Raw genomic sequence first — 12,283 nt, forward strand, 5'->3', positions numbered from 1 at the left:
CGGCAGCCTCCGGTTATAAGAGCCCTGTTATTGGCCCTTGATCTCTTTCAGACCATTGTAGACCGCCTTGTCGCCCAGCTCCTCGGCGATGCGCAGCAGGCGGTTGTACTTGGCCACACGGTCGGAGCGGCACAGTGAACCGGTCTTGATCTGCCCGGCGGCGGTGCCCACCGCCAGATCGGCGATGGTGGTATCTTCGGTCTCGCCGGAGCGGTGCGAGATCACCGCGGTGTAGCCGGCCTCCTTGGCCATGCGGATCGCGTCCAGGGTCTCGGACAGGGAGCCGATCTGGTTGAACTTGATCAGGATGGAGTTGGCGATCCCCTTCTCGATCCCTTCCTTCAGGATCTTGGTGTTGGTCACGAACAGGTCGTCACCGACCAGCTGCACCTTGGCGCCGACCTTCTGGGTCAGGTAGGCCCAGCCGGCCCAATCGGACTCGTCCAGTCCATCCTCGATGGAGACGATCGGGTAGTTTTCGGTCAGCTCGGCGAGGAAATCGCTGAAGCCTTCGGCATCGAACACCTTGCCTTCGCCGGACAGGTCATACTGGCCGTTCTTGTAGAACTCGGACGCGGCGCAGTCCAGCGCCAGGGTCACGTCCTTGCCCAGCTCGTAACCGGCGTTGGCGATCGCTTCCTTGATCACCACCAGCGCTTCTTCGTTGGAGCCCAGGTTCGGTGCGAAGCCACCTTCGTCACCCACCGCGGTGTTCAGGCCACGCGCCTTCAGCACCGCCTTCAGCGCGTGGAAGATCTCGGCGCCGCAGCGCAGGGCATCGGCGAAGTTGTCCACGCCCACCGGCTGCACCATGAACTCCTGGATGTCGACGTTGTTGTCGGCATGCTCGCCGCCGTTGAGGATGTTCATCATCGGCACCGGCATGGAGAACTGACCCGCAGTGCCGTTCAGTTCGGCGATGTGGGCGTAGAGCGGAATACCCTTCTCGGCTGCAGCCGCCTTGGCCGCGGCCAGGGAGACCGCCAGGATGGCGTTGGCGCCGAGCTTGGCTTTGTTGTCGGTGCCGTCCAATGCCAGCATGCGGTTGTCCAGCTCGCGCTGCCTGGTGGCGTCCATGCCGATCAGCGCGGCACGGATCACGCCGTTGATGTTGTTGACCGCGCTCTGTACCCCCTTGCCCAGATAGCGCGACTTGTCGCCGTCACGCAGCTCCAGCGCTTCGCGCGAGCCGGTGGAGGCACCCGAGGGCGCACAGGCGCTGCCGATGATGCCGGAGGCCAGGATCACGTCGGCTTCGACGGTGGGGTTACCGCGGGAGTCGAGTACTTCGCGGGCCTTGATATCAGCGATACGGGTCATTGCGCGTCGAACTCCTCGTGGCTGTGTTGTTTGTCATCTTCGTGCGCCTGATGTTGGGTGTGCTGCAGCATCTCCTGCTGCTCGGCGTATTCGGCACGGATGTCGAAGCCCTGCGGCCAGTCGGCGCAGAGCGTTTCGTTGGCTGAGGCATGAGAAGCGGGGTACATAGCTTCCTCCCGTTATTGTTGTTAGCGTATCTGGTCGCCTACACGGACGATCTTCAGGGTGTTGGTGCCGCCCTGGGCATTGAGATAATCGCCCTTGGTTATCAGCACCAGGTCGCCCTTGTCGACGACGCCGCGTCGCACCAGCTCATCCACGGCCAGCTGATTGATCTCGGCGGCGGGCAGGTTGGCGGTGTCGAAGGGAACCGTTTTCACGCCGCGGTAGAGTGCGACGCGGTACTGGGTCGCGGGGTGGCGAGAGTAGGCGAAGATCGGCTGCGGTGAGCGGATACGCGACATCAGCAGCGGCGTGGCGCCGGTCTCGGTCATGCAGATAATCGCCTTGACCCCCTCAAGGTGGTTGGCGGCATACATCGCCGACAGCGCGATCGACTCGTCGATATGAGCGAAGGATTCGCTGATACGGTGTTTCGATTTATGCGCCTGCGGGTGCTTTTCGGCACCGAGGATCACCCGCGCCATCGCTTCCACGGTCTCGATCGGGTAGGCACCGGCGGCGGTTTCCGCCGACAGCATCACTGCATCGGTGCCGTCGAGCACGGCGTTGGCCACGTCGAACACCTCGGCGCGGGTCGGCATCGGCTGGGTGATCATCGACTCCATCATCTGGGTCGCGGTGATCACCAGGCGGTTCAGGGTACGGGCACGGCTGATGATGTGCTTCTGCACGCCGATCAGCTCCGCGTCGCCGATCTCGACGCCGAGGTCGCCACGGGCCACCATCACCGCTTCCGAGGCAAGGATGATCTCGTCCAGTACCTTGGAGTCCTGTACCGTCTCGGCGCGTTCGATCTTGGCCACCAGACCCGCCTTGCCGCCGGCGGCGTGCAACAACTCGCGTGCCTGGTTCATGTCGGCGGCACTGCGCGGGAAGGAGACGGCGAGGTAGTCCACGCCGATCTCGGCGGCGGTCTTGATGTCGGCGAAATCCTTCTCGGTCAGGGCACCGGCGGAGAGACCGCCGCCCTTGCGGTTGATCCCCTTGTTGTTGGACAGAGGGCCGCCGATCAGCACTTCACACTGGATGCGCGAGCCCACGACGGCGACCACTTCGAGTTCGACGCGGCCGTCGTCGAGCAGCAGGATGTCGCCTGGATTGCTGTCGCTGACCAGCTCTTCGTAGTCGATACCGACGCAGGTGGCGTCACCGGCGTTCTTGTCCAGCGCAGCGTCCAGGTCAAAGCGCTGGCCCTTGGTCAGCTGTACCTTCCCCTCCGCGAAGCGGGCGATACGGATCTTCGGGCCCTGCAGGTCACCCAGTACGGCGACATAGCGGCCGTGCTTGGCACCGAATTCGCGCACCAGGGAGGCACGCTTCAGGTGATCCTGCGGACTGCCGTGGGAGAAGTTCAGCCGCACCACGTTGACGCCGGCACGTACCAGCGCCTCTATCGCTTCAGGCGTGTCGGTGGCGGGCCCCAGTGTCGCGACTATCTTGGTCCTGCGTTGCATCGTCTCAGGCCTCTGCTTGCATCAGTGCCAGGGTGTTGTCGAGCATCCGGTTGGAGAAGCCCCACTCGTTGTCGTACCAGCTCATCACCTTGACCAGTCGGCCGTTCACGCGGGTCTGGCTTGCATCGAAGATGGAGGAGTGGGGGTTGTGGTTGAAGTCCACCGATACCAGCGGCAGCTTGTTGACCTCCAGTACGCCCTTGAGCGCACCCTTGGCCGCCTCTTCGATTACGGCGTTGACCTCTTCGACGCTGGTGTCGCGACCGGCTTCGAAGGTCAGGTCCACCAACGATACGTTGATGGTCGGTACGCGTACCGCCATGCCGTCCAGACGGCCGTTCAGTTCCGGCAGCACCAGGCCTACGGCAGCGGCGGCGCCGGTCTTGGTCGGGATCATCGAATGTGCGGCGGCGCGGGCACGGTACAGATCCGAGTGGTAGACATCCGACAGCTTCTGGTCGTTGGTGTAGGAGTGGATGGTGGTCATCAAACCGTTGTTGATGCCGATGGCGTCATGCAGCGGCTTGGCGATCGGCGCCAGGCAGTTGGTGGTGCAGGAGGCGTTGGAGATGATCCGGTGCTCGGCGGTCAGCACGTTCTGGTTGATGCCGTAGACCACGGTGGCATCGGCACCCTTGGCCGGTGCGGAGATGATCACCTTGCGCGCACCGGCTTCGAGGTGGGCGGCAGCCTTTTCCCGCTCCGTGAACAGGCCGGTGCACTCATACACCACGTCGACCTCGAGCGCTTTCCACGGCAGTTTGGCCGGGTCGCGCTCGGCGATGATGCGGATGCTGTCGCCGTTGACGATCAAGTTGTCGCCATCCACCGCCACATCACCGTTGAAGCGGCCGTGCACGGTATCGAAGCGGGTCAGGTGGGCATTGATCTCGGCGTCGCCGAGGTCGTTGATCGCGACGATCTGGATCTGTTCCCGCTTGCCCGATTCGTACAGTGCACGCAGTACATTGCGACCGATGCGTCCATAACCGTTGATTGCGACTCGAATGCTCATCTGGTACCTCGATTATTGTTGGGGTCGGGAGTTATTAGGTAGTAAAATTACGTATTTTATCGCCTTTATAAAAATAAAAGTCAAATTTATATTTGTATTATTACGCAACTGATTCATTGTTTCTCGCTATTATTGCGAGTGCTGCTCCGCTGGATGGCGGGTGGTCGAGTGAGCAGAAAGCGGGGCGTTGTGGAGGTAAGGATGGATCGGTTAGGGGTAGAAAACCTGTCAGTGAGGTAATTTTCTTACATATTTGCTATTCTGCAGCGCGAGTGTCCCTTCGATGTTGTGAAAACTACTAGGTGGTTCTCCTGGATAGGTGTTCTCCTGGATGGTTGTCCTGTGGCAGATCCTCATCGGTTAGCTATTACCGGCGGCCATGGATCAGAGAGGGGCGGTGAGTCAGTTTTGAATAGGGTGTGGTCTGTCGGATGAGTTCATTCAATATATTGCAGGAGATTGCGGCAGCGCTTGAGTCGCTGAATCGTTCGGAGCGTAAGGTTGCCGACGTGATTCTGTCCGATCCCCAGGCGGCTACGCGCTCCTCGATTGCGGCCTTGGCCAAGGCGGCTCAGGTCAGTGAGCCGACCGTCAACCGCTTCTGCAAACGTTTCAATACCGCAGGTTTCCCCGATTTCAAACTGAATCTGGCGCAGGCGCTCGCCAGCGGCGTGCCCTACGTCAACCGCAATGTGGAAGCGGATGACACCGCCGACAGTTACTCGCCGAAAATTTTCGAGGCGACCATCGCCAGCCTGGCCTACGCCAGAGAAAAGATCAGTCCCGCGGTTGTAAACCGGGCTGTCGACCAGCTGATTCAGGCCAAGCAGATACTGTTCTTCGGTCTTGGTGCCTCGGGGCCGGTGGCTCAGGATGCGCAGCACAAGTTCTTCCGCTTCAATATTCCGGTTGCGGCTTACGATGACGTGCTGATGCAGAGGATGGTCGCTGCGGCCTCTGCGACCGGTGATGTCATCGTGATCATCTCCTACACGGGGCGGACACGTGAACTGGTGGATATCGCCGAGCTGGCGCGTGGCACTGGCGCCACAGTGATCGGTATTACTGCACCGAACTCGCCATTGGCCAGACACTGCACGGTTGTGCTGGGTGTCGAGGCACCGGAGGATACCGACGTCTATATGCCGATGACCTCCCGTATCGTGCACCTGACCGTCATCGATATTCTGGCCACCGGGGTTACTTTGCGCCGTGGGCCGGATTTCCTGCGTCACCTCAAGGCGATCAAAGATAGCTTGAAAGAGACGCGCTACCCGATCGAACCGCTGGCTTAACGGGAGGCGCTGCGCGAGAGGTGGGGGGCTCAGTCGGAGCCTTTCTCTGCCCGCAGCAGCTGTTCCTTCAAAGCGCTGTTTTCCTGCTTCAGTTTCTGTTCGCTGAGGCGCAGTTCGAACGCCTTCTGGTACTCCTGGTCCAGGCGTTGCTTAAGCTCATCCATATTCTTGCTTTGCTGGGAGTTTTCCCGCTCCAGTTGCTCAATTCGGCGCTGCAGGGCGATCAGCTGTGAAAGCTCCGTCGCCTGGTGCTCCCGTATGGAGGTCTCCAGGTTCTCAAGCGTTGGGTGCAACTCGCTGAACAGGTGGCTGTAGAGCGCTTTCAGGTCGGACTCTTCACGGTCCGAGTAGCGCACGCCGTTGGCGATCACGCTATGCGCGGCGGCCGCGCCGATCGAGCCCGCGAGCAGGCGCTCCAGCATGCGGTGAAACTCCATCAGTTCGATAACGGTAATCTGTTTCCGGCTACCCACCTGGAGGCTTTCGCGCAACAGGTTGAGTGTCGTTCTGACCTTGTTGGGATGCAGGTAGCGTGTCAGGACTGTCTCGGCCTCGGTAATCTTGGGATCCAGGTCGATATAGGCGGTCATGCCGGTGGGGCGTGCGCGTGCATGCACCGGGTTGCCGCGCATGCATTCTAAAAGCTCGTTGGTTAGCCTGAGTTCAGCCTTGCCGCTCCGGCAGAGCTTGCTGAACAGCAGGTAAGCCAGAATATTCACCGTTAAAGACCAGAATACGCTGTGGCTCAACGGCGGGAGCAGCTCCATGCCGAACAGGTGCTGGGGTCTTAGCAGCGTTAAGCCGAAAGGACCTTCCGTCAGTATCTGTGCGCTGAGCCAGCCTTCGGCGACCCATTCGGGCAGCACCAGAGTGTAGAACCAAAGGGCAAAGCCGCAGCTCAGCCCCCAGATCGCGCCGTAGCGGTTGCCGCCACGCCAGAACAGTCCTATCAGCATGGCCGGTGCGCACTGGAGAACGGCGGCAAAGGAGATCACACCCATGGCGACCAATATGTAGGACTGACCCAGTGCGAGGGCGGTCAGATAGGCTGCGCCCAGAATCAGGGCGACCATGGCCCAGCGCAGTTGCAGTCCCCAGCCGCGAAGCGCTTCGAGCGGGTGAAGGCGCTCGCACAGAGGCAGTATCAGATGGTTGGATGCCATGGTGGCCAGCGTCATCGTGGTGATCAGGATCATGCCGGTGGCCGCCGCGTATCCGCCCAGAAACGATAGCAGGGTCAGGGTTTGGCTGTCGGCCATTTGAGGAATCAGCAGCATGAATCGATCGCCCTGTTCGGCGGGAATGCCAAGCAGCAGCCCAGCGCCGGTGATCGGGATGACGAACAGGCTGATCAGCAGGGTATAGAGCGGCATGGCCCAGATCAGTGTCCGCAGGTGGTTGCTGTCACTGTTTTCGACCACCGCCACATGGAACTGCCGGGGCAGGCAGAAAAAGCCGGCAAACCCCAACAGGGGCAGCGTTATCCAGTTGGCCAGGCTATGTTGGCCGGCATCGATACTGAGGACGGCGGCGTTACCGCTCTGGCGGAGTTGCCGAAATATGTCGCCCGGGCCGTCGAACAGCTGGAAGGTGATAAAGGCACCGACGATCAGCATCGCGCCGAGCTTGACCACGCACTCTACTGCCAGCGCGGCGATCATGCCCTGGTGTCGCTCCGTGGGGTCGAGCCTGCGCACGCCGAACAGGATCGTGAATAGAATCATCATCAGGGTCACGAGCGCGCCGGCCATATTCCACTCGGCTTCGCCGCCTTGGCCGGCGGCAATGACGCTCAGGGAGTCGGTCACCGCCTTGATCTGTAGTGCGATATAGGGAAGCAGGCCGAATAGTGCAATCAGCGTGACCAGTGCCGCGATCGACTGGGAGTGACGGTACCGGGTAGCAATAAAGTCGGCGATGCTGGTGATGCGGTACACCTCCTTGGCGCGCACCATCCGTATCGATATCACTCCGACCAGAGCGGCGCCCAGCATCGTGCCCAGATAGATGGCGACAAACTGCAGACCTGATTCGGCAGCGAAACCGACGCTGCCGTAGTAGGTCCAGGAGGTGAAGATGACCGCTTGCGAAAGCACATAGGGCCAGCGGGAGGTAAAGCGAAAACGCCCCGTGGCGAGCCGATGCTCCACCCACTGGGCCAGTGCGAACAGCACGCCCATGTAGATCAGCACCAGTAGTAGCACGCTCAGTGGAGAAAACATTGCCAGATAACCCCCTGCTTACAACAGGGTTTATTGACAGTATTGGCAGTGGCGGAGCGGGCTGCAACCAATCGGAAAAAACAAAGCCCCGCACTAGGCGGGGCTTTGTCTACATATTCGATGGTGGTGAGGGGTGGATTCGAACCACCGAAGCTCGCGCGTCAGATTTACAGTCTGATCCCTTTGGCCACTCGGGAACCTCACCAGAGGGCGCGTATGTTAGAGTGATGGCGTGTGCTTGTAAAGCTTGCATCGACGATATTTACCAGCTTTTTTGACGTGCATGGGATGCGCGAAAAATGGGGCTGGATTGAAAAAAATTCTTCTGTATCCTGCTCCGCCGTTAAAGCCCGCTATGGCGCGGTTTTGTTTGTTTCTGAGTGGTCGCCTACCTCCACTGGCGATGAAATTCAACTCTTGAAATAAACCGGATGCTCACTATATTTAGTGCTCTTAAATAGAAGTCGTACTAGATGTTGTGCTTTGGTGGTTTTTTGATCACTGGTATACAAAGTCGCGACATTGAATTCAACGACCAATAATTATCGGCTGAGGGACCGGCTTGAAACTGGCCCTTCGGTTGTTATCCACGCTTTCGACTGAGGGATGGGCATGCAGCAAGATCTGATGGTAACCAAACGCGACGGGCGACGGGAATCGATCGATCTCGAGAAGATTCACCGGGTCATCATCTGGGCCGCTGATGGGCTGGAAAATGTTTCGGTTTCACAGGTTGAGCTCAAAGCCCACCTGCAGTTCTACGATGGCATCAAGACATCGGATATCCACGAGACGCTGATCAAATCAGCGGCTGACCTGATCTCCGAAGAGGCACCCGATTACCAGTATCTGGCTGCGCGCCTGGCGATCTTCCACCTGCGCAAGCGCGCATTCGGCAGCTTCGAGCCGCCGCACCTGTACGACCACGTGGTCAAGCTGGTGGAAGACAAGCGCTACGACCAGCATCTGCTGACCGACTATTCGCGCGAAGAGTTCGATGAGCTCAACGCCTACCTCGATCACGGCCGTGACATGAATTTCAGCTATGCGGCGGTGAAGCAGCTCGAAGGCAAGTATCTGGTACAGAACCGTGTCTCCGGTGAGGTGTATGAAAGCCCGCAGCTGCTTTATATGCTGGTGTCGGCGTGCCTGTTCTCCGGTTACCCGAAAGAGAAGCGCTTGGACTATGTGAAGCGTTTCTACGACGCGACCTCGCTGTTCAAGCTGTCACTGCCGACGCCGATCATGGCCGGCGTGCGCACACCGACGCGTCAGTTCAGCTCCTGCGTACTGATCGAGACCGATGATAGCCTGGACTCCATCAACGCCACCGCGGCGGCGATCGTGAAGTACGTTTCCCAGCGTGCCGGCATCGGCATCAACGCCGGTCGTATCCGTGCGCTGGGCAGCCCGATCCGCAATGGTGAAGCTTTCCACACCGGTTGTATCCCGTTCTACAAGCACTTCCAGACGGCGGTGAAGTCCTGCTCCCAGGGTGGGGTGCGCGGTGGTGCGGCCACTCTGTTCTACCCGCTCTGGCACCTGGAGGTGGAGTCCCTGCTGGTGCTGAAGAACAACCGGGGTGTTGAAGAGAACCGCGTGCGTCATATCGATTACGGCGTGCAGATCAACAAGCTGATGTACACGCGCCTGATCAAGGGCGAAAGCATCACCCTGTTCAGCCCGCACGATGTGCCGGGGCTGTACGATGCCTTCTTTGCCGATCAGGATGAGTTTGAGCGTCTCTACGTCAAGTACGAGCAGGACCCGAGCATCCGCAAGAAGACCATGAAAGCGGTCGAGTTGTTCGGTCTGCTGGCGTCGGAGCGTGCCTCTACCGGTCGTATCTACGTGCAGAACGTGGACCACTGCAATACCCACAGCCCGTTCGATCCGGAGGTGGCGCCGGTCAAGCAGTCCAACCTCTGTCTCGAGATTGCGCTGCCGACCAAGCCGCTGAAGGATGTCAACGATCCGGACGGCGAGATCGCCCTGTGCACGTTGTCGGCGTTTAACCTCGGCGCGCTGGAGAACCTGGACGAGCTGGAGAACCTGTCTGACCTGATCGTGCGCGCGCTGGACAGCCTGCTCGATTATCAGGACTACCCGGTACCGGCGGCCTACAATGCCACCATGGGACGTCGCACTCTGGGGGTCGGCGTAACCAACTTCGCCTACTACCTGGCCAAGCACGGTGTGCGTTACTCCGATGGCTCCGCCAATGGCCTGGTGCACAAAACCTTCGAGGCGATTCAGTACTATCTGCTGAAGGCGTCCAACCAGCTGGCCAAGGAGATGGGTGCCTGTCCGAAGTTCAACGAAACCACCTATGCTCAGGGCTTGCTGCCGATCGACACCTACAAGCGCGATGTCGATGATTTCTGTGACGAGCCGCTGCACTACTTCTGGGAGACTCTGCGCGAGGATATCCGCGAGTTTGGTCTGCGCAACAGCACGCTGACCGCGCTGATGCCGTGTGAGACCTCATCCCAGATCACCAACTCTACCAACGGTATCGAGCCGCCGCGTGGCTTCGTCTCGGTCAAGTCGAGCAAGGATGGTGTCATGAAGCAGGTAGTGCCGGAGTTCCTGCAGCTGAAGGACAATTACGAGCTGCTCTGGTCGATCCCGAACAATGAGGGTTACCTGCAGCTGGTCGGCATCATGCAGAAGTTTGTCGATCAGTCGATCTCGGCAAATACCAACTACGACCCGAGCAAGTTCCCGGGCGAGAAGGTGCCGATGAAGCAGCTGCTCAAGGATCTGCTGACCGCCTACAAGTACGGTGTGAAGACGTTGTACTACCACAACACCCGCGACGGTGCGAAAGATTCGCACGATGATATGGGGTGTGAAGGCGGTGCCTGCAAGCTCTGATCGTCTCTGTCAGACGGAACTAACTGACCCCCTCCCGCCGTCGAGCGGGAGGGGGCTCTACGCTTTTGCATTCAGGAAGGATTGAATGGCCTACTCTACCTTCAGCCCGAGCGATCACGACGCGACTCGTGAGCCGATGTTCTTTGGTCGTAGCGTAAACGTGGCGCGTTACGACAAGCAGAAATACCCGATTTTCGAGAAGCTGATCGAGAAGCAGCTCTCCTTCTTCTGGCGTCCGGAGGAGGTCGATCTGAGTACCGATCGCAAAGATTTCCAGAAGATGCCGGAGCATGAGCAGCATATCTTCCTGAGCAATCTGAAGTATCAGACACTGCTCGACTCGGTGCAGGGGCGCTCGCCCAACGTGGCATTCCTGCCGATCGTGTCGCTGCCGGAGCTGGAGACCTGGTTCGAGACCTGGGCATTCAGCGAGACGATCCACAGTCGCTCCTATACTCATATCATTCGCAACATCGTTACCGAACCGTCGACCGTCTTCGACCAGATCGTGACCAACCCGGAGATCGTCCGTCGTGCCGAATCGGTCACCCGTTTGTACGACGAGTTCATTGAGCTGGTCCAGGTGTATACGGTTCACGGACCGGGTGTGCATCGTATTGGTGGCAAGGATCTCGATGCGACGCTGTATAACCTCAAGCGCACCCTGTACCTGACCCTGGTGTCGGTCAACGTGCTGGAGGCGATCCGTTTCTATGTCAGCTTTGCCTGCTCCTTTGCCTTTGCTGAGCGTGCAATCATGGAGGGGAATGCCAAGATCATTCGTCTGATCGCCCGTGACGAAGCGCTGCATCTGACCGGTACCCAGCATATGCTGAACCTGATGAAGACGGGCAGTGACGACCCCGACTTCAAGCAGATCGCCGAAGAGTGCAAGCCGCAGGTGTACAAGATCTTCGAAGAGGCGGCGCAGCAGGAGAAGGACTGGGCGGAATACCTGTTCAGCGAAGGCTCGATGATCGGTCTGAATGCGCGCATTCTGGGTGACTATGTCGAGTACATCACCAACGTACGTATGAAGGCGCTTGGGCTGGACGAGATCTTCCCGTCGCGGCAGAACCCCTTACCCTGGATGAACGCCTGGCTGGTCAGTGACAACGTTCAGGTCGCACCGCAGGAGTCCGAGATCAGCTCCTATCTGGTGGGGCAGATCGATAACGACGTCGATTCGGAAGATTTCGACGGTTTCGACCTATAGGAAGGGTGTGGTGGATGTCCGGTATTCCCCGTATCAAGGTTAATAACTTCCATACCTTTTACTACCAGTATGAGTTCTCGCTGCTGGACGCACTCGAGGCGCAGGAGATCCCTGCGCCCTACAACTGTCGCGGTGGATATTGTGGCTGCTGTAAGGTGCGTTTGATCGATGGCGAGGTGGAGCCGGTTCAGGACAGTCTGGTGGATCTGGATGACGACGAGATCCTGACCTGCTGTTGTCGACCGAAAGGCCATATCGAAATTGAATTGCCCGACCCCTGAGTCGGGCTTTTTCATATCTGCTTTGCGCAATTGGGAGACATCAAAAAAAGCAAGATATTCTCTCGGGGGGATTGACTTCTTCACAGCGCTCCTGAAGCGTTTGTCTGCCTGTGTACAAACTGTATCGAAGTTGGTTTAGTTCGATGGAATCATCTCTAAGTATTTGATATTTATATTCTAAGTGTCTTCTGGTGGAATAAGCGCCAATTTTCGGAAAGCCAGTAAATACGCGTGCTGGCGCGGTTGATCCAGAAACTACTCACCGTTTTATCAACAGAATCTGTGAGTATTCGCCGCCCCTTCGGAGGGCAGAAATCGCCGAGCCAGGAATGATAACGGTGCATCGGATTTTGGGTTGAAAGGGCGGGGTGAACGGCATTGTCGGAACCGCTATGAAGCTGTCAAAACGGTGCTCCGGTA

The 12,283-nt window shown here is 58.8% G+C and carries 9 protein-coding genes and 1 tRNA gene; 4 read left to right on the plus strand and 6 right to left on the minus strand.

The annotated features are described in order from the left end of the window. Nucleotides 1-27: 27 nt before the first annotated feature. The 4 genes from eno to gap are packed head-to-tail and all read right to left on the minus strand — an operon-like array spanning nucleotide 28 to nucleotide 3,972. A complete protein-coding gene (gene eno, locus KQ940_RS10815; protein ID WP_217413635.1) occupies nucleotides 28-1,320 on the minus strand; it encodes a phosphopyruvate hydratase in 1,293 nt (430 codons plus the stop codon). Further along, nucleotides 1,317-1,487: a hypothetical protein gene (locus tag KQ940_RS10820; protein ID WP_217413637.1), complete on the minus strand. Its 171-nt coding sequence runs from the start codon at nucleotides 1,485-1,487 to the stop codon at nucleotides 1,317-1,319. The genes eno and KQ940_RS10820 overlap by 4 nt, the downstream gene beginning before the upstream one ends. A gap of 21 nt (nucleotides 1,488-1,508) precedes the next feature. Continuing rightward, entirely contained in the window at nucleotides 1,509-2,957 is a 1,449-nt protein-coding gene (pyk, locus tag KQ940_RS10825; RefSeq protein WP_217413638.1) for a pyruvate kinase, read from the minus strand. 4 nt (nucleotides 2,958-2,961) lie between these two features. Next, a complete protein-coding gene (gene gap / locus KQ940_RS10830) occupies nucleotides 2,962-3,972 on the minus strand; it encodes a type I glyceraldehyde-3-phosphate dehydrogenase (protein WP_217413639.1) in 1,011 nt (336 codons plus the stop codon). A gap of 431 nt (nucleotides 3,973-4,403) precedes the next feature. Between gap and KQ940_RS10835 the strand changes: the two genes are divergently transcribed. Next, on the plus strand, nucleotides 4,404-5,267 hold the full coding sequence (locus KQ940_RS10835) for a MurR/RpiR family transcriptional regulator (RefSeq protein ID WP_217413640.1): 864 nt from the start codon (nucleotides 4,404-4,406) through the stop codon (nucleotides 5,265-5,267). Between the two features lie 29 nt (nucleotides 5,268-5,296). Here KQ940_RS10835 and KQ940_RS10840 read toward each other — a convergent pair whose 3' ends face one another. Both KQ940_RS10840 and KQ940_RS10845 read right to left on the minus strand, forming a co-directional pair. Beyond that, on the minus strand, nucleotides 5,297-7,489 hold the full coding sequence (locus KQ940_RS10840; protein ID WP_217413641.1) for a solute carrier 5/6 family protein: 2,193 nt from the start codon (nucleotides 7,487-7,489) through the stop codon (nucleotides 5,297-5,299). Between the two features lie 121 nt (nucleotides 7,490-7,610). Next, a tRNA-Tyr gene (locus KQ940_RS10845) sits at nucleotides 7,611-7,694 on the minus strand. 407 nt (nucleotides 7,695-8,101) lie between these two features. On the opposite strand from KQ940_RS10845, the gene nrdA reads away from it, so the two are divergent. From nrdA to yfaE, 3 genes are all read left to right on the plus strand, one after another. Further along, a complete protein-coding gene (nrdA, locus tag KQ940_RS10850) occupies nucleotides 8,102-10,366 on the plus strand; it encodes a class 1a ribonucleoside-diphosphate reductase subunit alpha (RefSeq protein ID WP_217413642.1) in 2,265 nt (754 codons plus the stop codon). A gap of 85 nt (nucleotides 10,367-10,451) precedes the next feature. Further along, the gene (gene nrdB, locus KQ940_RS10855) at nucleotides 10,452-11,582 is read left to right on the plus strand and encodes a class Ia ribonucleoside-diphosphate reductase subunit beta (RefSeq protein WP_217413643.1); all 1,131 of its coding nucleotides are present in this window, start codon (nucleotides 10,452-10,454) and stop codon (nucleotides 11,580-11,582) included. Nucleotides 11,583-11,596: 14 nt separating this feature from the next. Beyond that, nucleotides 11,597-11,863, plus strand: a complete 267-nt coding sequence (gene yfaE, locus KQ940_RS10860) for a class I ribonucleotide reductase maintenance protein YfaE (protein ID WP_188749543.1) — start codon at nucleotides 11,597-11,599, stop codon at nucleotides 11,861-11,863. The last annotated feature ends 420 nt before the right edge of the window (nucleotides 11,864-12,283 follow it).

It is taken from the genome of Marinobacterium ramblicola (assembly GCF_019084545.1).
In the GTDB taxonomy this organism is placed as follows: Bacteria; Pseudomonadota; Gammaproteobacteria; order Pseudomonadales; family Balneatricaceae; genus Marinobacterium_D; species Marinobacterium_D ramblicola.